Source organism: Alteromonas sp. D210916BOD_24, from assembly GCF_047159385.1.
GTDB lineage: Bacteria > Pseudomonadota > Gammaproteobacteria > Enterobacterales > Alteromonadaceae > Alteromonas.
In genome coordinates this window covers 3,164,421-3,185,874 of sequence record NZ_AP038333.1, presented here as the reverse complement: position 1 = coordinate 3,185,874, position 21,454 = coordinate 3,164,421, and the positions used below count along the sequence as shown (strand labels likewise).

Genomic DNA, 21,454 nt, shown 5'->3' with positions numbered 1-21,454 from the left:
ATCAGGCCAAGAGGCCAGTTAGACGTTTTCGAATAGGTCTTCCACTCTTTGACGAAGTTCTTCAATCTTTTCTACGTCAGCGGGCGCAATAAAAATGGTATCGTCTCCGGCAATAGTGCCTAATACACCGTCTTTCTTACTCAATGAGTCGAGTAACCGAGCAATAAGCTGTGCTGCACCGGGACTGGTTCTGATAATAACCATTACATTGTTGTGAACAATATCAAGTACTAGCTGCTTAAGAGGGCTTTTAGCGGTTGGCATACCTAATTCTGGCGGCAAACAGTAAACCATGTCCCCTCTGGCATTTCGGGTACGTACCGCGCCGAATTTGCTCAACATTCTGGAAATTTTAGATTGGCTGATGTTGTCAAAACCTTGTGCCTTTAAAGCGTCAACAATCTCGCCTTGTGAACCATAGCTCTCCGCTTTGAGAATTTCTTTAAATGCTTTGATGAGTTGTTCTTGTTTTGCGTTTGCCATTAGCGCTCTTTTCTGTGTAGTCGGTGATATATTCACGAGGTTTAGTGTCTGTTAATGTTAGTTGTACATCAACGATCAATAGACCCCAATTATTACCTATAATTATTATGGTTATATTGTGCCTGACAGGTAGACTTTAGGCAATTTGTTTGCATAATCATTCATGATAATGAATATCGCATAAAAATCGCCATAAATAACGTGAATAAGACGATCCGGTGATTGAGTTTTCCCCCGCGTTGCATTAGTGTGACGTTCCGTTTAAATACGTGAAGTAATCCCATAGGAGAAATGGTATGAAAGTAGCCGTGTTAGGTGCTGCCGGTGGTATTGGTCAGGCGCTGTCTTTGTTGTTAAAAACACAATTGCCAGCAGGTTCAGATTTAGCGCTTTACGACGTAGCGCCAGTTGTTCCTGGTGTAGCCGTTGATTTGAGCCACATCCCCACTGCGGTAAAAGTAACCGGTCACGGTAAAGATGACCTGGCTGATGCATTAACTGGAGCAGACGTTGTTCTAATTCCAGCAGGTATGCCTCGTAAGCCTGGTATGGATCGTTCTGATCTGTTCAACATCAACGCCGGCATTGTTAAAAACCTAATTGAAGGTGTTGCTGATAACTGCCCGAATGCGTGTGTTGGTATCATCACTAACCCTGTAAATACGACTGTTGCTATTGCAGCTGAAACGCTAAAAGCAAAAGGCGTTTACGACAAGAACAAGCTTTTCGGTGTGACTACGCTTGACGTTATCCGCGCTGAAACCTTCGTTGCTGAACTTAAAGGTGTAGACGTATCTTCTGTGCACGTACCGGTAATCGGTGGTCACTCTGGTACTACTATTCTTCCGCTTCTTTCACAAGTTGAAGGCGTTGAGTTCACAGACGAAGAAGTTGCCAGCCTAACGACTCGTATCCAAAACGCGGGTACTGAAGTGGTTGAAGCGAAAGCGGGCGGTGGCTCTGCAACCCTTTCTATGGGTCAAGCAGCAGCACGTTTCTGTCTATCTCTGGTTGCTGCTATGCAAGGTGAGAACGTGGTTGAGTACACTTATGTACAAACTGACGACAGTGACGACGCAGCATTCTTCGCACACCCAGTTCGCCTAGGTGCAAACGGTGTAGAAGAAATCTTGCCATACGGCGAGTTAAGCGCATTCGAAGAAAAAGCGAAAAACGACATGCTTGAAGGCCTACGCGGCGACATCAAGCTAGGCGTTGACTTCGTAAACGGCTAATAAGCTTGAAGCGGATGCAATGCATCCGCGAGAAAAGGCTGGATACGCAAGGCCTACACAGACACGCCGAGATTCCATCCATGGAGGCTTGGCTGCAGCATCCCTGCTGCAGACAGTCTGTTACGACCTTACGTATCCAGCCTTTTTTGTTACGGTTTTGTAGGGTTCGTCACGGCATCCTTGGCACAGGAGAGCCTGCTTATCAAACTCCCCCCCAATTCAATAAGTCACCCAACAACCTTTTACAAACTCGTTAATTGGGAAAAAGTAGGTCTGTTACGACCTTACGTATCCAGCCTTTTTTGTTATGGTTTTGTAGGGTTCGTCACGGCATCCTTGGCACAGGAGAGCCTGCTTATCAAACTCCCCCCAATTCAATACATCACCCAACAACCTTTGACAAACTCGTTAATTGGGAAAAAGTAGGTCTGTTACGATCTTACGTATCCAGCTTTTTTGTTACGGTTTTGTAGGGTTCGTCACGGCATCCTTGGCACAGGAGAGCCTGCTTATCAAACTCCCCCCCAATTCAATAAGTCACCCAACAACCTTTTATAAAGGCATTATTGGGTGGAGAGGCGTATCGCTTTGCCTGCGTTCACGACAATTGAAACAACACAAAACACCAAGTTAAATCTATTTTTATAATCTTTTGTTTGGTTATTAATAGGTAATTGCTTTTACAATAATCTAAAAATTTGAGTGTGATCAAATAAGCTCAAGGAGTAGCATGGTTAAATACTATTCAGGCAGTGTCTGAAATAATTTTTATAAGCAAGAGGCAATAAAGATGAGTAACGCAAAGCTAGGCGATGTAAACGATTCACAAAGAAAGTGCCCTGTCATGCACGGTGGACTAACCGCGTCGGGTAGTACAAACATGGATTGGTGGCCTGAAGCACTCAATCTTGACATCTTGCATCAACACGACAGTAAAACAAATCCCATGGGGAGCGATTTCAATTATCGCGAAGTGGTAAAAAGCCTGGATTTTGATGAACTGAAAAAAGACATGAAAGCGTTGATGACGGACTCCCAGTCATGGTGGCCTGCTGATTGGGGGCACTACGGCGGTTTGATGATCAGGATGACGTGGCACGCGGCTGGCTCATATCGCGTTGCCGATGGTCGCGGTGGTGCGTCTACCGGCAACCAACGTTTTGCGCCGCTAAATTCGTGGCCTGATAACGTAAACCTCGATAAAGCCCGTCGTTTGCTTTGGCCTATTAAAAAGAAATACGGCAACAAACTTAGTTGGGCTGATCTCATTGCGTATGCAGGTACCATAGCATACGAAAGCATGGGGCTTAAGACGTTTGGCTTTTCCTTTGGACGCGAAGATATTTGGCATCCCGAGAAAGATATCTACTGGGGGGCTGAGAAAGAATGGCTGGCACCGAGCGATGAGCGCTACAACGATGTAGAGAATCCAAATTCCATGGAAAATCCACTGGCGGCAGTACAAATGGGGCTTATCTATGTAAACCCCGAAGGGGTTAATGGCAAGCCAGATCCACTTAAAACGGCACACCACGTTCGTGAAACCTTTGCGCGAATGGCGATGAATGATGAAGAAACTGTTGCCCTTACCGCAGGTGGCCACACCGTGGGTAAATGTCACGGAAATGGTAAGGCTGAAAATTTGGGGCCAGACCCTGAAGGTGCTGATGTTGTTGAGCAGGGCCTGGGATGGATGAATCACAAAACGCGAGGTATAGGCCGCGATACGGTTACCAGTGGTATAGAAGGCGCGTGGACAACCAATCCTACCCAGTGGGACAACGGTTACTTTGAGCTACTCCTTAATTACGATTGGGAATTGAAGAAGTCTCCGGCGGGCGCAATGCAATGGGAACCCATCAATATTAAAGAGGAAGACAAACCTCGTGATGTTGAAGATCCCACTAAGCGGTATAACCCCATTATGACCGATGCAGATATGGCCATGAAAATGGATCCGGATTACCGTAATATTTCTGAAAAGTTTTACAACAACCCTGACTATTTTAGTGAAGTGTTTGCCCGTGCCTGGTTTAAATTGACCCACCGTGATTTGGGGCCCAAAAATAGATACATTGGGCCTGAGGCACCACAAGAGACACTTATTTGGCAAGATCCAGTGCCAGCAGGCAGCACTGCTTACGACGTTGAAAAGCTCAAAGCAGAAATCGCTAAATCAGCGCTGACTGTGGGTGAATTGGTCGCCACAGCGTGGGACAGCGCCCGCACATTTAGAGGGTCTGACTTACGCGGTGGTGCCAACGGTGCAAGAATTCAGTTAGCCCCCCAAAAAGACTGGCAAGCGAACGAACCAGAGCAATTAGCGAAAGTCTTGTCTGTGCTAAGACCACTGGCTGAATCAGTGGGCGCCAGTCTGGCCGATACCATTGTATTGGCGGGAAATGTAGGTGTAGAGAAAGCCATCAAAGCCGCAGGGTTGAGTGTTGATGTTCCCTTTGCCGCAGGACGCGGAGACGCCACGGCCGAGATGACAGATGTGGATTCATTTGCTCCACTAGAGCCTCAGGCCGACGGTTTTAGAAACTATTTGCCAAAAGACTATGTGGTTAAGCCTGAAGAGTTATTGTTAGATAAAGCGCAGCTTCTTGGGTTAACGGCAGCAGAAATGACGGCACTGATTGGCGGAATGCGCGTTATTGGCACCAACTATGCGAACACTGCACATGGTGTGTTTACTGAAAGCGTAGGCGCGTTAACCAATGACTTTTTTGTCACGTTAACTGACATGAAATATACGTGGAAACCGACCAGTAAAAACACCTATGCCATTGTTGATCGCGCGTCTGGTGAGCAAGTGTATAGCGCAACGCGGGTGGATTTGGTTTTTGGCTCCAATTCAATTCTGCGTGCTTATGCAGAGGTGTATGCGCAAGATGACAATAAAAAGAAATTCGCAAGCGATTTTGTCAGTGCATGGACTAAAGTTATGAATGCCGACCGCTTCGATTTAACTTGCTAAGCAAAGTGGTATAACACCATTTTCATTTGTAAAATCAAAAAGGCCCGCTTCGTTGACAAAGCGGGCCTTTTTATCATGTACGCGTTCTATAACGTTAACGGGTAAATCAATTACCCTGTATTGCGCATACCTATGGCAATACCTGCGATGGTTACCATCATTGCGCGTTCCAAACTGGTATTGTGAGCATCGTCTCCCGCTTTGCGAACCCGATCGAGTAGTTCAATTTGCAGGTAGTGAAGTGGCTGCAAATAGGCTGCGCGGATCTCCATGGATTCCTTACCCAGTGGATCGTTCATCATAATGTCTTTATCACCGGTAATAGCCAGCAATGATGAAATACTTTCTTTGAGCTCTTTACGCAAAGCTTTGCCGAAATGCTTGAGTTCTTGTGGAACTAAGCGCTCATCATATGCCTCGCTGATACGTGGATCGGCTTTGTGGAACACCATGTCTAACATAGACAAACGCGAACGATAGAATGGCCACTCGCTAAACATCTCATTGACGATTTTTTCATTTTCTTTCGTCTTCACGCTATCAATAGCGCGCATAACACCTAACCAGCTAGGTAGCACCAAGCGAGTTTGGGCCCAAGCAAAGATCCAGGGAATAGCACGCAAACTCTCGATACCACCCTGAGGCTTGCGTTTGGCTGGACGGCTTCCAAGTGGTAATTTGCCAAGTTCTTGCTCAGGTGTTGCCACGCGGAAATAAGGCACGAATTCTTCATCGTGACGCACCGTTGCACGATAGTTATCACGACCTTGTGCAGCCATGGCTGTAATCAACTCACGCCATTCTTCTTTTGGCGCTGGCGGTGGAAAGAGCATGGCTTCGATAATCGCACTGGCGTATATGCCTAGGCTGCGTTTTGCCAGTTTAGGCATACCGAACTTGTAGCGAATGGTTTCACCTTGCTCTGTAACCCGGAATCCACCATCGAGTGAACCCGGTGGTTGAGAGTAAATAGCGGCATGGGCTGGCAACCCGCCACGGCCAATTGTACCGCCGCGTCCGTGGAATAAAGTGAGTGTTATGTCGAATTCATCAGCCAATGCGACAAGTGCTTCCTGAGATTGGTACTGTGCCCAGCCCGCTGCTAATGCACCGGCATCTTTGGCCGAATCCGAATAACCAATCATCACAAACTGACGGCCTTTTACGTAGCCGCGATACCAGTCAATAGACAGTAATTTGCGCATAACATCTGGCGAATTATTCAAATCGTCCAGGGTTTCAAACAGTGGTGCTACTGGCATAGGCCAATCCACACCGCTTTCTTTCAGTAGCAGCTGTACTGCCATTACGTCAGACGGCTCACTCGCCATTGAAATAATGTAAATACCGAAGCCGTGCTTGCTGTGTTTTGCAATCACTTTACAGGTATCAAGGACTTCTTTTACCTCGTCAGAGGCATCCCATTGTGCTGGGAATAGGGGGCGTTTAGAGCCAAGTTCGCGCAATAGAAATGCTTGCTTGTCGGCTTCGCTCCACTGGGCATAATCACCTAGTCCCAAGTAGCGGGTAAGTTCGCTAAATACGTCTGCATGGCGTTCCGAGTCTTGACGAACGTCAAGGCGAAGCAAATGAATACCAAAGATATTTGCGCGGCGGATTGTATCTAAAAGAAGGCCATCAGCAACCACCTTCATGCCACAATCAATCAGCGATTGGTAACACAACATTAGCGGGGCGACGAGTTCATCGTCACTTTCAATCCAGCATGAGGTATCGGGATTCTTGCCTGCTAAATAATCACTAATACCGTCGCGGGTGGCGACAAAACGTTCGACTAAGGGGCGCAGTAGGGCGCGGTAGGGTTCATTGACATCACCGACTTTTTCACGCAATGCGTCATTACAGTCATACATTGATAGCTCAACCTGTAAGCGGTCGAGATCAATAGCAAAGAGTTTGGCGGCGCGCTTACGCGCAAGTAGTAATACTTGCTCTGTCACTGTTGATGTAACAAACGGGTTACCGTCGCGGTCGCCGCCCATCCAAGAACTAAACTGAATAGGTGAAGCATTTAAAGGAAGCGATACTTTATAGTCTTCGTTTAACCGATCATCAAGCTCGCGCATAAAGTCTGGCACGGCTTCCCAAAGCGAATTTTCAATAACAGAGAAGCCCCAACGCGCTTCATCTACTGGCGTCGGGCGTACTGAACGAATTTCTTCGGTGTGCCACGCTTGGGCAATTAGATCAGCAATGCGGGTTTCAATTTTGCCCCGTTCTACGTCATTGAGTGACTCTTGATGAATGGCTTGTAGGCAGTTGGCCAGCTCTTTGTGTTTATGGATTAAGGTTCTACGGGTCACTTCCGTAGGGTGTGCGGTAAGTACCAAATCGATGTTTAATTTAGATACCGCTTCTTGTACTTTGTCAGCCGTAAGTTCGGCTTTATCTAGGTGTTTAAATAGCGCATCGATAGATGCATCTACATTCATTGCGGCATTGTATTCCTGCTCGGCAATGTTGCCTAAATTCAAGAACTGCGCGAATGCACGACCTACAGTAAGTAAATCGCTATCAGACATATTTTTGAAAGTTTCTTTCAATTCTTCGCTGCAGTCGGTGTTACCTTGGTAAGACGCTCTACCGTCCTTACGAATCTTTTCAATCCGATCAAGCCACTCTTGGCCCAATTGATTTTTAATCGTTTCACCTAAAGTTTTTCCCAGGTAACGAACGGTATCTTTTAGTTCAGCATCGTAGTGTGTGTGCATGCTATCCTCCTAAATATATGGCCTTAACCATACTGTGTCCTTTGCGTCTTGTCTAACCACTTTCGGTTATAATTTACAACATTTTGATACTTTTACCCCTTCATTAACATTGCTCAAAGCAAGATATATTGTGGTGTGATACACTCTTGCACCGGAAAATGCAGAAACATTCTCGCACTAGGCGTTTTGTTTGAAATTTGTACTGCATTTGTAATTTAATTTCAGGAGTTTTTGTGACTGATACATTCAATACAGTAGAAACCCAAGCAAGTTACGGCATTGGTTTTCAAATGGGTCAACAATTGCAATCAAACCCTTTTGACGGTTTGGCTATTGACGCTGTAGTTGCTGGCCTTAAAGATGCCTTTTCAGGTCAGGCCCCTCAGGTGGACAACGACACACTTCGTGATGCGTTTGGCGAAATTCACAAGCGCATGCAAGCGGTAAAGGAAGAAGCGAGTAAGGCCGTAATTGAAGAAGGTACAAAGTACCTAGAAGAAAACGCAAAGCGCGACGAAGTTACCGTGACAGAATCGGGTCTTCAATTTGAAGTTATCGCTGAAGGTGACGGTGAAACGCCTGATGCGTCGAGCACAGTGCGTGTTCACTATCACGGTACACTTATCGATGGTACAACATTTGACAGTTCATATGAGCGTGGCCAGCCAGCCGAATTCCCAGTTGGTGGCGTTATCAAAGGTTGGACTGAAGCACTTCAACTTATGAAAGTAGGTGCGAAGTACCGTCTACATATTCCACATGACCTCGCTTATGGTGAGCAAGGTGCAGGTGCAGCAATCGCTCCTTATAGCACGCTTGTTTTTGACGTAGAACTATTAGACGTTCTAGGTTAAATCAGCAAAAGCAGGAGTGCATATTTTCACTCCTGCTCTCTTTTCACCGAATTTTAGTTTGATCCTGTCTTGTTAACTGCCTTAGTCATCAAAGTCGTTACCCTTTAATTTTCCCTACCAGTCTTACGCGTTTTTCCGCTAAACCACTTTTAAAAATACCTGCTTTAGGTATGCTATTTGTTTATCTGCTCCGAGTTGTTATCAGTGGCTTCGGCATTACAATAGCCCCACGCTTAAATAAGGAAAATTAATATGGTTATCAAGCCTAAAGTGAGAGGCTTCATTTGTACAAATGCGCACCCTGTTGGATGTGCAAAAGCGGTTGAAGAACAAATTGCTTATGTAGAAGCAAAAGGTGATTTAGGCGCAGGTCCTAAAAATGTTTTGGTTATTGGTAGCTCGACAGGCTACGGTTTAGCGTCGCGTATTACATCAGCATTTGGTTATGGTGCTAAAACGTTAGGTGTATGCTTTGAAAAAGCACCTACAGAACGTAAAACCGGTACCGCCGGTTGGTACAACACTGCGGCCTTTCATCAACATGCTAATGCAAAAGGGCTTTTCGCATACACTATTAACGGTGATGCGTTTTCTGATGAAATCAAAAACGAAACTATCGAAAAAATCAAAGCGGAAATGGGCAAGGTAGATTTAGTTATTTATAGTCTAGCTTCTCCGCGCAGAACCGACCCTGAAACGGGTGTGACCTATAAGTCAACGCTTAAGCCAGTGGGGCAAGCGTACACAACCAAAACCTATGACACAGACAAAGACAAAGTGCATGAAGTGTCGCTTGAGCCCGCTAATGATGATGAGATCCTCAATACTATCAAGGTGATGGGTGGTGAAGACTGGGAACGTTGGATGGACTTCTTACGTGAAGCTGATGTATTGGCAGAGGGCTGTAAAACCACCGCTTATACCTACATAGGCAAAGAGCTCACCTGGCCTATTTACGGTCAGGCGACAATAGGCAAAGCGAAAGAAGACTTAGATCGCGCTGCGGCTGCCATTATTGGAAAAAATACAGACTTGCTGGTACAGGCGAATGTCAGTTCGCTCAAAGCGCTGGTAACGCAAGCGAGTTCAGCCATACCGGTGATGCCTTTGTATATCTCGCTTATCTATAAAGTAATGAAAGAAGAAGGGACTCACGAAGGCTGCATTGAACAGATTTACGGGTTGTTTAGTCAGTGTTTATACGGCGATTCTGCCACATTGGATGAAGCTAACCGCTATCGTATGGACGGCAAGGAAACCAACGACGCCACACAAGCTAAAATTAAAGCACTGTGGGACGAAGTCACTCAGGAAAATTTCCATGACTTAAGTGATTACAAAGGTTACCACCATGAGTTCCTCAAACTCTTTGGTTTTGATATTGACAGTGTTGACTACGACCAAGATGTTGATCCCATAGTAAATTGGTAAAAACGCGTTATTGTCGTGTTAATTTATTCAAAGCCGTCTCTTGAGACGGCTTTTTGTTAGCAAAATTGGAATTAATTCGACCAAAGGTTTACATTAAATAGTAGAAAAATTTGGCTTTATCTTGAATTTGCATGGCACAACCCTATGGGTTAATGCTAAAATCCCGAAATTAAGTAGGGGTCTTTTCTACCCTTACCAAAACAGCAGTAGCGATTGCAGTTACACAATAATAAAAATAAGTGTAAATTTCTGCTGGTGGTCTATAAAGAAAGGGCGAATTAAGCGTCCGCAAAAGGAATTATGCGTTACGGCTTCATAACAGGCTGACCGTAGCAAGTGCAGCAAGTTCCATCAATCAATAACGAAAAAGGTGTTTTACACCTGTTAATAGTGCGCTTTTGCATGCTGACAGGCAGGTTTTCTGCGGTCATGCAAAAGGGTATTTCTATTAGAGTAGTGCGATTACATATGATAAAAATCAAGAAAGGTCTCGACCTCCCAATTGAGGGAGCGCCAAAGCAGGAGATTGCTGATGCATCTGCTGCAACGCGCGTTGCCGTTCTGGGAGAAGAATATGTGGGTATGCGCCCTACCATGCACGTCCAAGTTGGCGATGTAGTGAAGAAAGGTCAGGTACTTTTTGAAGACAAAAAGAACCCTGGCGTTAAATTCACTGCACCAGCAGCGGGTGAAGTGGTAGAGGTTAACCGTGGTGCAAAACGTGTTCTTCAGTCTGTAGTTGTCAAGGTTAACGGCAGTGATGCTGTGACATTTGATAAAATTGCAGCTGATCAGATTGCGAGTGCAACACGTGAGCAACTTCAATCAATCCTTGTAGAGTCAGGCATGTGGACAGCGTTCCGTACACGTCCATTCAGCAAATCTCCTAAGCTAGACTCTGTTCCAAGTTCAATTTTTGTAACAGCAATGGATACCAATCCACTTGCAGCAGATCCTGCTGTCATTATTGCTGAGCGCCAAGACGATTTTGTTAATGGTCTTAAAGCGCTAACACAATTGAGCGGTGGCAAGACATACGTTTGTAAAGCGGCAGGTGCATCTGTTGCTACTGGCGATGCGGCAGTTGATGTTGAAGAATTTGGCGGTCCTCACCCTGCGGGCCTACCGGGTACTCACATCCACTTCCTTGATTCAGCCGGTATGAATAAAACGGTATGGCACATCAACTACCAAGACGTCATGGCGATTGGTGCATTGCTAACCTCTGGTGAGCTAGATAACCGTCGCGTTATCTCGCTAGCAGGTCCAGCAGCCACTAACCCTCGTCTTGTTCGCACAATGTTAGGTGCTGACCTGACTGAGCTAACTGCTAACGAGCAGGTAGACGGTGAAGTACGTGTTATCTCTGGTTCTGTACTTAGCGGTACAACGGCTATGGGTGTACACGGTTTCTTAGGCCGCTTCCATACCCAGGTTTCACTGCTTAAAGAAGGTCGCGAGAAGAAATTGTTCGGTTGGATCCTACCTGGTTCAAACCAACACTCAGTGACCCGTGCGTACTTAGGTCACCTAAGTGGCAGCAAGAAATTTGATATGACAACAACTACCAATGGTTCTGAACGCTCTATGGTGCCAATTGGTAATTACGAACGCGTTATGCCCCTAGATATCATTCCTACGCTTCTGCTTAGGGACCTGATTTCTGGCGATACTGACGGTGCTCAGTCGTTGGGTTGCTTAGAATTGGACGAGGAAGATTTAGCTTTGTGTACCTATGTGTGCCCTGGCAAATACAACTACGCGCCTATTTTACGCGACTGTTTGACCACCATTGAGAAAGAGGGTTAAGTCATGGGTTTAAAAGCGTATTTAGAAAAAATTGAGCCGGATTTTGAGCCGGGTGGTAAGCATGAAAAGTGGTACGCGCTTTACGAAGCAGCGGCAACCATTTTCTACACGCCAGGTAAAGTAAACAAAGCTAACACGCACGTACGTGACAGCATTGACCTTAAACGCATCATGATCATGGTGTGGATGGCAACATTCCCAGCGATGTTCTTTGGTATGTACAACATTGGCCTGCAAGCGCAAGAAGCAATTGCTATGGGCGCAGGTACACTGCCTGATACGTGGCAAGCTGGTCTTTTCACTGCGTTCGGCGGTGATTTGGCAAATGCCGGTACTCTAGGCCTATTCTTCTACGGTGCCTGTTTCTGGCTACCCATCTACGCGGTAACCTTCGCAGTAGGTGGTTTCTGGGAAGTACTTTTTGCTTCTGTGCGCAAGCACGAAGTTAACGAAGGTTTCTTCGTAACATCGGTTCTGTTTGCATTAACGCTTCCAGCCACTATCCCTCTATGGCAAGTTGCACTAGGTATTACCTTTGGTGTGGTAATTGCGAAAGAAGTATTCGGTGGTACAGGTCGTAACTTCCTAAACCCAGCACTATCTGGTCGTGCATTCCTTTACTTTGCGTATCCTGCGCAAATATCAGGTGACCAAGTATGGGTGGCAGCAGATGGTTTCTCTGGTGCAACGTCTCTAAGCCAAGCGGCTTCGGGTAGCCTAGACTACGCGAACATGGATCAGTGGATGAGCAGCTTCATCGGTACTATCTCAGGTTCAGCGGGTGAAGTGTCTACTCTTGCTATTATCCTTGGTGGCTTGTTCATCATGTATATGCGTATAGCGAGCTGGCGCATTGTTGCTGGTGTGGCAATTGGTGTGGCGTTCTTCGCAACCCTGCTAAACCTAATCGGTAGCGATACTAACCCTATGTTTGCAATGCCTGCACATTGGCACTTTGTTGTTGGTGGTCTTGCTTTTGGTATGTTCTTTATGGCGACAGACCCAGTGTCTGCGTCGTTTACAAACCAAGGTAAGTGGGCTTACGGTATCTTCATTGGTTTCATGACGGTACTAATCCGCGTCCTAAACCCAGCCTTCCCTGAAGGTGTAATGCTAGCAATTCTATTTGCTAACTTGTGGGCGCCACTGTTCGACTATTTTGTCGCACAAAGCAATATCAAGCGGAGGGTAGCACGTGTCGGCTAAGAAAGAATCTTTAGGCAAAACGGTAGGTATTGTTGTTGCCGTATGTTTAGTGTGTTCAATTGTTGTTTCTGGCGCAGCTGTTGGCCTTCGCTCTCTACAACAAACGAACGCGGCTCTTGATAAAAAGAGCAACATCCTTACTGCTGCTGGCTTATATGAAGTTGGTATGAGCAATAAAGCTATCGAAAGTACGTACAGCGAGCGAGTTGAGCAGCGCTTTGTAAACCTTGACGCTGGTACGTTTGTCGAAGCACCAAGCCAAGACTACGACATGTACAAAGCGGCGAAAGTGACTGAACAAAGTACAAAAGTTGAAGGCAGTAATGTTGGCTTTCAACGCCGCCCTAATGTGGCGAGTGTTTACTTAGTGCGCAATGATGCAGGTGACGTTTCACGTATCATTTTGCCAGTTCACGGCAGTGGTCTTTGGGATCTTATGTACGGTTTCTTAGCGTTAGAGGCAGACGGTCAAACGGTACGCGAGCTAATTTACTATCAGCAAAAAGAAACACCCGGACTAGGTGGTGAAGTGCAAAATCCTGCTTGGCAGGCGAAATGGGATGGCAAAGAGCTGTACGAGAATGGCGAAGTGGCTATTCGCGTAGTGAAAAATGCTAACCCAAGCAATCCACACACTATCGATGCGCTTTCAGGTGCAACCCTAACCAGTAACGGTGTTGAAAACACTGTGCGTTATTGGGTAGGTGAGCAAGGCTTCGGCCAGTTCCTGAAGAACCAAGCATGGCGTTCATAAGGGAAGTCTCATGGCAGATACTAAAGAAATGAAAAAGGCCCTCTTTGGGCCAATCCTGGACAACAACCCGATCGCCCTACAGGTATTGGGTATCTGTTCAGCACTGGCAATTACCACTAAGCTGGAAACAGCATTGGTAATGTCGCTAGCGCTTACAAGCGTTGTAGCGTTTTCAAACTTGTTTATTTCACTAATTCGTAACCAGATCCCATCTAGCGTTCGAATTATTATCCAGATGACCATCATTGCGTCGTTGGTAATCGTTGTTGACCAAATTCTGAAAGCGTATTCGTATGAAATATCGAAGCAGCTGTCGGTATTCGTTGGTCTTATCATTACTAACTGTATCGTAATGGGTCGTGCTGAAGCCTACGCCATGAAGAGCCCGCCTCTTATGAGCTTCCTCGATGGTATTGGTAACGGCTTGGGTTACTCTTTTGTCCTAGTTGTGATTGGCACAATCAAGGAACTGTTCGGTTTCGGTACTATTTTAGGTTTCGAAATCCTTCCACTTATTCAAAATGGTGGTTGGTATCAGGGTAATGGATTGTTAATCCTTCCATTTAGCTCATTCTTCTTAATCGGCGGTATGATTTGGTTTATCCGTACTATCCGTCCAGAGCAAGTAGAGCCTAAGGAGTAAGTCATGGAACATTATTTGTCGTTATTTGTTCGCTCAATCTTCGTTGAGAACATGGCGTTATCGCTTTTCTTAGGTATGTGTACATTCCTTGCGGTATCTAAGAAAGTAAAAACTGCTATGGGTCTTGGTGTAGCGGTAATCGTGGTACTAGGTATCTCTGTACCGGTTAACCAAGTCATTTATGTAAACATTCTTGCACCAGGTGCACTCGCATGGGCGGGTTTCCCAGAAGCTGACCTAAGCTTCCTTAACTTCCTAACGTTTATCGGTGTTATCGCGGCATTGGTACAGATACTAGAAATGAGCTTAGATAAGTTCTTCCCTGCGCTTTATAACGCACTAGGTATCTTCCTTCCGCTAATTACCGTTAACTGTGCAATCTTCGGTGGCGTAGCGTTTGCGGTTCAACGTGAGTACAACTTCACTGAAAGTATCGTATACGGCGTTGGTAGTGGTATGGGCTGGGCACTAGCCATTGTATTGCTAGCGGCAGTACGTGAAAAGCTGAAGTATGCTGACATGCCTGATGGCGTGCGTGGTCTGGGTTCTGTATTCATGATTGCGGGCCTTATGGCACTAGGCTTCCAGTCTTTCACTGGTATTCAGCTGTAATCGAGCTCGGGAGCATATAAATGAATAACGTAGAAATATTTCTTGGCGTCGGCATGTTCATTGCCATTGTATTGGCGCTGGTATTTATCATTATGTTTGCCAAGTCTAAGTTGGTACCGACGGGTGATGTAACCATCACTATCAACGGTGACCCAGACAAGGCAATCAAAACAGCACCGGGTGGCAAACTACTGGGTGCACTTGCTGATGCAGGTTACTTTGTGTCTTCGGCATGTGGTGGCGGTGGCTCATGTGGCCAGTGTCGCGTAGACGTACACTCAGGTGGCGGTGAAATTCTTCCTACTGAACTTGACCACATCACTAAAGGTGAAGCCCGTCAAGGATGTCGTCTTTCATGTCAGGTTGCTGTTAAGCAAGACATGGAAATCGAACTGGAAGAGTCGGTATTCGGTGTTAAGAAGTGGGATTGTGAAGTTATCTCTAACGATAACAAAGCAACTTTCATCAAAGAACTTAAGCTTAGAATTCCTAACGGAGAAAGCGTACCTTTCCGTGCAGGTGGTTATATTCAGATTGAAGCGCCAGCTCACCACGTTAAGTACAAAGACTTTGATATTCCTGCTGAATATCGCGGTGACTGGGAGCGTTTTGGTTTCTTTGACATCGAGTCTAAGGTAGACGAAGAGACAATTCGTGCATATTCAATGGCGAACTACCCAGAAGAAGAAGGCATTATTATGTTGAACGTGCGTATCGCTACGCCGCCACCTAATAATCTAAGCCTACCTGCTGGTAAAATGTCATCGTACATTTGGAGCCTGAAAGAAGGTGACAAAGCGACTATCTCTGGTCCATTCGGTGAATTCTTCGCGAAAGAAACAGATAACGAAATGGTCTTCGTAGGTGGTGGTGCAGGTATGGCCCCAATGCGTTCACACATTTTCGACCAGCTTCGTCGTCTGAAGTCTAAACGTAAGATGAGCTTCTGGTACGGTGCACGTTCACTTCGTGAAATGTTCTATACAGAAGACTTCGACGAGTTGGCAGCAGAGAATGACAACTTCCAATGGCACGTAGCACTTTCAGACCCTCAGCCAGAGGACAACTGGGAAGGTTACACAGGGTTCATTCACCAAGTACTTCTTGAGAACTACCTGAAAGATCACCCTGCACCAGAAGACTGTGAGTTCTACATGTGTGGACCACCTATGATGAACGCGGCCGTAATCAACATGCTTAAAGACTTAGGTGTTGAGGACGAAAACATCATGCTAGATGACTTCGGTGGCTAAGCTTCTGGCTTAAAAACTCAAGCATATTAAAAGGGGCGCAAGCCCCTTTTTCGTTGAAGCAAAACGCATAATGCACATAATAGCTACCTCGCAGTGTGTATATTAGCTAAGGACAACAACGTGATTCGATTTGCTATTCGAATTTTTCTCGCCTTTGTTGCAGTGGGTATATTACTGCTGGCAAGTTGTAGCGATGAAAAAACACCTGTAGTGCACCTTCAGGGGCAAACTATGGGAACAACCTACAATGTTAAATATCTTGTCGCTGAAACGCCGCTAGAAGGCTTACAAGCTGAAATAGATGCCCGTCTTGTTGAAGTTAATAAGATGATGTCTACCTACGACCCCACATCAGAGCTTTCGCGCTTTAATCAGTATCGCTATACCGACAACTTTGCCGTGTCACCTGATACGTTACTGGTAGTCAATGAAGCGCTGCGTTTAGCGCAGTTGAGCGGTGGTGTGCTTGATGTCACTGTGGGGCCACTGGTTAATTTGTGGGGGTTTGGCCCAACAAAGCGCCCAGAGAAAGTACCAAGCCAAGCCGACATCGACGATATTCGGGAATACGTCGGTTATGACAAGCTAACGACCACGCCGACGGGCTTAAAGAAAAGTCACCCCATGCTATACGTCGACTTGTCGACCATAGCGAAAGGCTTTGGTGTGGATGAAGTTGCAGAGATATTGGAAAAACACGGCATTGAAGACTACCTTGTAGAAATTGGCGGTGAAATGCGCGTAAAAGGCGAACGAGGCGATGGCAGTGAATGGTTAATTGCTATTGAAAAACCCATTACTAATGAACGCGCAGTTCAAAAAGTCGTATCTATTGGTACTAACGCCGTGGCCACATCAGGAGACTATCGCAATTACTATGAAGAAAACGGTAAGCGTTATTCTCACTTAATTGATCCCACAACAGGGGCACCTATTGACCACAACCTAGTATCAGTTACTGTGGTGCACCCCTCGTCGATGACTTCTGATGGGTTAGCTACAGCGTTTAACGTAATGGGCTGGGAGCAGGCTATTGCGATAGCAGAGCAGCAACAACTTGCCGTCTTCCTCATTCGTCGCATTGAAGGCGGATTTGAGGAGTATGCGTCGCCAGAATTTGATAAACTGGTTACAGTTCATAATTAGGGGGTAGCAATGTCTACATTCATTCTTGCTTTTGGTTTCTTTCTTACAATGGTGTTGGCCATGGCTATTGGTTACCTGGTACAGAAAAAGTCCATTTCTGGAAGCTGTGGAGGCTTAGGTGCGTTAGGTATTGAGAAAGCCTGTGATTGCCCAGAACCATGCGATCGCAAAAAGTCCCGTATGGAAAAAGAAGAAGCCCGTCAGAAAAAGCTTAACGAATGGAAGCAGAATCAAATATTGTGATGTTTAATTCATTGCTGGTTTGAAGTTTATAAGCGCTGTTTGATTCCTCTCAACGGCGCTTTTTAGGCTCAGAAAAGTGAACAAATAACATACAATATGGAGGTGCTAAAATGCACTAGAGGCTCAATGATAGTAATGGGTTGTTAAATGAGTAAATTATTGCTTAGCCTAATGCTTTGAATTATACCACTTTATGCCACCCACCACATTCCGTTGCTCTGAATTTTCAATTAGGTTAAATTAACAGTCCATAAAACGCCAATATCAATATATCAAGGAAGAATCATGACATCTCGCGTACATATAGCAGCTATTAGTATAGTTGCATTATCCCTAACCGCGTGTGGCGGTGGAGGTTCAGACTCAGGTCCGGGACCCGTTAACGGAGGTTCTTCTTCGGTTTCGTCATCTACCATTATTAAAAACGCAAAAGACTATTCCCCGTCTCGACTAAAGACCGCAGCTACAGCTATCGCGAACGCCCAATATAAGGGCAAAACAACTACTGCGGAAGTGGATCTTGAGTTGGTCCAACAGGCGTTTAATCTACTATTTAGCGATTCCGTCATGGCTTTGCCAGAACTGTCAGAACAGGACTTCAGTAGTGATGTGAATAACGGCGTGATAAAAAAAACATACGCCTGTGATCAAGGTGGTAATGTTGCTTATGACGGCAAGGTAACGGATGCCTTCACTGGTATCATTGCCATGAATTATCAAAACTGTTGGTTGAATGCCAATGGTGTTGCCATTTCTGGATCAACAGCTATCGCCATCGAAAGTGTGTCAGACAGTGAAGCAAAATACAGTATGTATTTCGACAGTCTAACGTGGACTGATGAAGATATGTCATACACTTTGTCAGGCGTCGTCTCGGTCAATGAGGGCTTCAACCAAACTAGCGGCAACTTCGAGGTAGAAACCGATCAACATGTCACATTTACCATTGGCTCAGAGCAATATAAGTTAGAGGGCGATTTCAATACATCTTCCAATTCTAGCGAAAACACTAATCATGCTGAATTAGACTTTTACATTGGCTCTAAAGGTAAACTGGCTATTGCATTAGATAGCCCTGAAGATTTCTCGCCATACATGAAAGAGGGCGAATTGATTGTGGCGGGCGATAAAACCGCAACGTTACTGTTCGAGCGAGGGTATATTCGATACTTGGAAGATACAGACAATGACGGTACCTTCGACGTAGGTACAATTTTAGTAGGTGCCTATGATTTAATTGATGGTAACCTTGCAGACAGATTACTAGTCGCTATTGCTGACATGTCTGTCCCACCAAGAGTTTATGCACCTGATTTTTACACCAGGGACACTGTGGACACGACGACACCTATCACCGTTAGCCAAGGCTACTATTACGATATCGATACAGAAGAAGAAGATTTATCGGTCAGTTATCGCTGGTACATCAACGGTGTCCTAGTAGAGGACATATCTGGTGATACCTTACCAGCCTATCGCGCTGTATTTAACGATTTAGTAGAAGTGTCTATGGTCGTCTCAGATAGCGCTAACACTGTAGAGTCAGGTCGCACTTCAATTGTTCTGTCGGATGCCCCGGCCCAGGTCGCGTTTGAGAATTTACCTGAATCAGCGTCTCCTGGAGAATATATCGAATTCAGAGCGATTGTGTCTGACCCTGATATTGGTGATAACCAAGGGGTTCCCACCTTAGTTTCGGCTCCCTTAGGTGCTACCATTAACGAAGATGGATTGATGTCTTGGCAAGCGCCGAGTTATCAGCTGTTTAAAACCCAGCTTTACGCATTTGGTTTTTCGACCGGTGAAGACGGTGCTGAAGTAGTTAAAACCCATGTCTCAGTGACTAACAATCGGGTTCAAGAATTAGCACGCTCGGGTGTTGAAGTACCTAAAATAAACAACTCAATGGCAATTGGTGATTTCGACCACGACGGTGACAATGAAGTTCTCTCCACCGATTCTGTAAATCGCGTGTTCTTGCTGTCTTATCAAAACGGCAGCTATAACCAAACTTGGATGTATCCCTACATAATCGAGCAAGGTGGAACAGTAAAACAAGTTCTCAGTACCGATTTTGATGACGACGGATACCCCGATATTATAGTGATATCTGAACACAGCGTATCTGTGATTACCGACATTGAAGAAACGGCAGCAACGCTTTTTACCACTGACAATTACATACATAGTGCTGTTCTCGGTGACATCGATAACGATGGTGACGATGAATTGGCCTACTTATACTCGTCACGTGATTATGGCAATGCCAGTGATATTGTTGTAGTTGATCTCGGTTCGCCCGAAACGCCGTTGTTCACTTTCACCGCAGAAGATAGCTCCGAAATTGTACTGGGTAATGTAGATTCTGACGCTCAGTTGGAACTGGTTACAAATTCTGGATTGGTTTATGACCTTGAATCTGGTGAAAACCAGTGGTTTTTGGGGGCAGGATTTAGTGATAGCCAAATTGCCGTTGCTGATATAAATGGCGACGGTATTGACGAAATTATCGGAGCAGACCGCCGGGATCATATCTATGTGTACTCAGCACAAGACAAATCTCAGATTACGAGTATTGAGAATTCTAACACTTGTGACATTAGTGCAGGGAAACTTACCGACGATAGTAACCCTGTGTTGCTTGTAGGTGGCTGCCAGCGGGGCAATATTCACGCCATGAAGCTGTCTTATAACTTGCTCACTTCAGTATTTAGCGTTGATACGGTAAATAACGGTTCGTCTTCGCTGACCCTTGGCGATGCCGACAATGATGGCCTTAACGAACTGTTGTGGGGCACTGACTCTTTTACTTCAGGTAAAGGTCTACTCGTAACGGCAGATGTCACCGCCACTTCTGCAATAATAAAAACGACAGCAACCACACATCAACTGGACAGCTTTAATGCGGCTGGGTGGGCAGATTTGTATCCTGGTGACGAACGCGCTGTTTTCTTCGTACCGAGAACAGGGAGCGGCGGCTATGACGGCTCTAAGGTCTTACTAATGGAGAACACAGGAAATTTTATCACCAGTGAAGAGATTTCATCCAACTGGGATAATTCTCGTATTGCTGTCACTACCGATTACAACAATGACGGTGCCGGTGATTTATTCCTGCCTACTACACAATCTAATAAGAATTCATTTGCTGCAATGCAGTTAAATGATTTCTCTATTCAATATGAGATTACAGGCGACTATTCGGGCAATGTTTCAGTTATCAAGGCATTCGACTTCAATAACGATGGTTTCGAAGATGCTGTATATGTCGATGGTCTTACGTTAAAAGCTATCGACGTGAACAATCAAGTTCTCTTGGCTACTTACACCATGCCTCAAGGTTTCCGTGATTTTGATATTGTCGCGACGAATGGCAGTGTGTACGTGGCGCTTTCTCAAAGCGATGACACAATTCAATTACTTAAGCCAACAGCGTCAGGCTTCTCTATTCAGGCAAGCACCGATACTTATTGCGCACGTCTGACGTTTATTAATGCTGATAGTGACGCTGCTGCAGAGTTAGCCTGTTATAACGATCAGAAAAGATCACTGGTTTTGTTTGACGTTACAGACACCAGTTTAACTAAGACATCAGACGTTTCTGTAAATATGGATATCGACGACATGGCAGCAAATCCAGTAACCGCTACAGAACAGACACTTCTTGTGACTTCGGCGAATGACGATGATTGGAAGTATTACGGTGCTTCTGAACTCAGCGAAATGACGGTTGAAGGTATCACTATCTGGAAAAGCCCGGTGCTGATTGGTTCGGCTCGCAGTCACTCTCTACACGCGAGAAAGTCTGCTGAGGGAAGCCTGGAAGTGATGATGGCAACATCACGGGTAATGTATTGGCTAGGCCGCGTTGAGTAAGTAGCACCACTTAGGTTAATTTTGACACTTTTCTAAGGCGATTTCATGATTGAGCGGCGACACATCTATATTGGTGTGAGCCGCTCTATATTGAATATCTCAAAAATCCTAGTCGCGGCAGGTTTCCAAGAAAAACGGAATAATTCTAATTAAAAACTGTGCCGTTTAGTGGAAAGAAGAAGCCCGTCAGAAAAAGC

At 45.5% G+C, this 21,454-nt stretch carries 15 protein-coding genes; 13 read left to right on the top strand and 2 right to left on the bottom strand.

Going from position 1 to position 21,454, the window contains the following annotated elements; all coding sequences use genetic code 11:
• Window positions 1-18: 18 nt before the first annotated feature.
• Window positions 19-483, bottom strand: a complete 465-nt coding sequence (gene argR / locus ACMCM8_RS13795) for a transcriptional regulator ArgR (RefSeq protein ID WP_412723184.1) — start codon at window positions 481-483, stop codon at window positions 19-21.
• 296 nt (window positions 484-779) lie between these two features.
• Between argR and mdh the strand changes: the two genes are divergently transcribed.
• Together mdh and katG are read left to right on the top strand one after the other, a co-directional pair.
• A complete protein-coding gene (gene mdh / locus ACMCM8_RS13790; protein WP_014950802.1) occupies window positions 780-1,718 on the top strand; it encodes a malate dehydrogenase in 939 nt (312 codons plus the stop codon).
• Between the two features lie 790 nt (window positions 1,719-2,508).
• Window positions 2,509-4,698 carry a catalase/peroxidase HPI gene (gene katG, locus ACMCM8_RS13785; RefSeq protein ID WP_412723183.1) on the top strand — a complete coding sequence of 730 codons (2,190 nt, stop codon included), beginning with the start codon at window positions 2,509-2,511 and terminating at the stop codon, window positions 4,696-4,698.
• 110 nt (window positions 4,699-4,808) lie between these two features.
• On the opposite strand, the gene ppc is transcribed toward katG, so the two are convergent.
• On the bottom strand, window positions 4,809-7,430 hold the full coding sequence (gene ppc / locus ACMCM8_RS13780; protein ID WP_412723182.1) for a phosphoenolpyruvate carboxylase: 2,622 nt from the start codon (window positions 7,428-7,430) through the stop codon (window positions 4,809-4,811).
• 233 nt (window positions 7,431-7,663) lie between these two features.
• Here ppc and ACMCM8_RS13775 point away from each other — a divergent pair, with 233 nt between their 5' ends.
• The 11 genes from ACMCM8_RS13775 to ACMCM8_RS13725 all read left to right on the top strand — a co-directional run bounded on the left by ACMCM8_RS13775 (window position 7,664) and on the right by ACMCM8_RS13725 (window position 21,257).
• The gene (locus tag ACMCM8_RS13775) at window positions 7,664-8,284 is read left to right on the top strand and encodes an FKBP-type peptidyl-prolyl cis-trans isomerase (RefSeq protein ID WP_412723181.1); all 621 of its coding nucleotides are present in this window, start codon (window positions 7,664-7,666) and stop codon (window positions 8,282-8,284) included.
• 252 nt (window positions 8,285-8,536) lie between these two features.
• Window positions 8,537-9,715 carry an enoyl-ACP reductase FabV gene (gene fabV / locus ACMCM8_RS13770; RefSeq protein ID WP_412723180.1) on the top strand — a complete coding sequence of 393 codons (1,179 nt, stop codon included), beginning with the start codon at window positions 8,537-8,539 and terminating at the stop codon, window positions 9,713-9,715.
• A 468-nt stretch (window positions 9,716-10,183) separates the two neighbouring features.
• Window positions 10,184-11,524: a Na(+)-translocating NADH-quinone reductase subunit A gene (locus ACMCM8_RS13765; protein ID WP_412727730.1), complete on the top strand. Its 1,341-nt coding sequence runs from the start codon at window positions 10,184-10,186 to the stop codon at window positions 11,522-11,524.
• A gap of 3 nt (window positions 11,525-11,527) precedes the next feature.
• Window positions 11,528-12,730, top strand: a complete 1,203-nt coding sequence (locus ACMCM8_RS13760) for an NADH:ubiquinone reductase (Na(+)-transporting) subunit B (RefSeq protein WP_412723179.1) — start codon at window positions 11,528-11,530, stop codon at window positions 12,728-12,730.
• Window positions 12,720-13,484, top strand: a complete 765-nt coding sequence (locus tag ACMCM8_RS13755; RefSeq protein WP_412723178.1) for a Na(+)-translocating NADH-quinone reductase subunit C — start codon at window positions 12,720-12,722, stop codon at window positions 13,482-13,484. The genes ACMCM8_RS13760 and ACMCM8_RS13755 overlap by 11 nt, the downstream gene beginning before the upstream one ends.
• 10 nt (window positions 13,485-13,494) lie before the next feature.
• Window positions 13,495-14,127 (top strand): NADH:ubiquinone reductase (Na(+)-transporting) subunit D, encoded by a 633-nt coding sequence (locus ACMCM8_RS13750; RefSeq protein WP_412723177.1) that lies wholly within the window; start codon window positions 13,495-13,497, stop codon window positions 14,125-14,127.
• A 3-nt stretch (window positions 14,128-14,130) separates the two neighbouring features.
• Window positions 14,131-14,739, top strand: a complete 609-nt coding sequence (gene nqrE / locus ACMCM8_RS13745) for an NADH:ubiquinone reductase (Na(+)-transporting) subunit E (protein WP_014950794.1) — start codon at window positions 14,131-14,133, stop codon at window positions 14,737-14,739.
• A gap of 20 nt (window positions 14,740-14,759) precedes the next feature.
• The gene (gene nqrF / locus ACMCM8_RS13740; RefSeq protein ID WP_412723176.1) at window positions 14,760-15,992 is read left to right on the top strand and encodes an NADH:ubiquinone reductase (Na(+)-transporting) subunit F; all 1,233 of its coding nucleotides are present in this window, start codon (window positions 14,760-14,762) and stop codon (window positions 15,990-15,992) included.
• Between the two features lie 120 nt (window positions 15,993-16,112).
• Entirely contained in the window at window positions 16,113-17,138 is a 1,026-nt protein-coding gene (locus ACMCM8_RS13735) for an FAD:protein FMN transferase (protein ID WP_412723175.1), read from the top strand.
• A 9-nt stretch (window positions 17,139-17,147) separates the two neighbouring features.
• On the top strand, window positions 17,148-17,381 hold the full coding sequence (gene nqrM / locus ACMCM8_RS13730) for a (Na+)-NQR maturation NqrM (protein WP_394224373.1): 234 nt from the start codon (window positions 17,148-17,150) through the stop codon (window positions 17,379-17,381).
• Window positions 17,382-17,666: 285 nt separating this feature from the next.
• Window positions 17,667-21,257, top strand: coding sequence for an FG-GAP repeat domain-containing protein (locus ACMCM8_RS13725; protein WP_412723174.1), 3,591 nt, complete (start codon window positions 17,667-17,669; stop codon window positions 21,255-21,257).
• Window positions 21,258-21,454 lie beyond the last annotated feature (197 nt).

Coding starts and splice junctions, on each gene's coding strand:
- ppc (WP_412723182.1), bottom strand. CDS start 7,430: ATGCACACACACTACGATGCTGAACTAAAAGATACCGTTCGTTACCTG.
- ACMCM8_RS13760 (WP_412723179.1), top strand. CDS start 11,528: ATGGGTTTAAAAGCGTATTTAGAAAAAATTGAGCCGGATTTTGAGCCG.
- nqrE (WP_014950794.1), top strand. CDS start 14,131: ATGGAACATTATTTGTCGTTATTTGTTCGCTCAATCTTCGTTGAGAAC.
- argR (WP_412723184.1), bottom strand. CDS start 483: ATGGCAAACGCAAAACAAGAACAACTCATCAAAGCATTTAAAGAAATT.
- ACMCM8_RS13725 (WP_412723174.1), top strand. CDS start 17,667: ATGACATCTCGCGTACATATAGCAGCTATTAGTATAGTTGCATTATCC.
- nqrF (WP_412723176.1), top strand. CDS start 14,760: ATGAATAACGTAGAAATATTTCTTGGCGTCGGCATGTTCATTGCCATT.
- ACMCM8_RS13750 (WP_412723177.1), top strand. CDS start 13,495: ATGGCAGATACTAAAGAAATGAAAAAGGCCCTCTTTGGGCCAATCCTG.
- ACMCM8_RS13765 (WP_412727730.1), top strand. CDS start 10,184: ATGATAAAAATCAAGAAAGGTCTCGACCTCCCAATTGAGGGAGCGCCA.
- nqrM (WP_394224373.1), top strand. CDS start 17,148: ATGTCTACATTCATTCTTGCTTTTGGTTTCTTTCTTACAATGGTGTTG.
- katG (WP_412723183.1), top strand. CDS start 2,509: ATGAGTAACGCAAAGCTAGGCGATGTAAACGATTCACAAAGAAAGTGC.
- mdh (WP_014950802.1), top strand. CDS start 780: ATGAAAGTAGCCGTGTTAGGTGCTGCCGGTGGTATTGGTCAGGCGCTG.
- fabV (WP_412723180.1), top strand. CDS start 8,537: ATGGTTATCAAGCCTAAAGTGAGAGGCTTCATTTGTACAAATGCGCAC.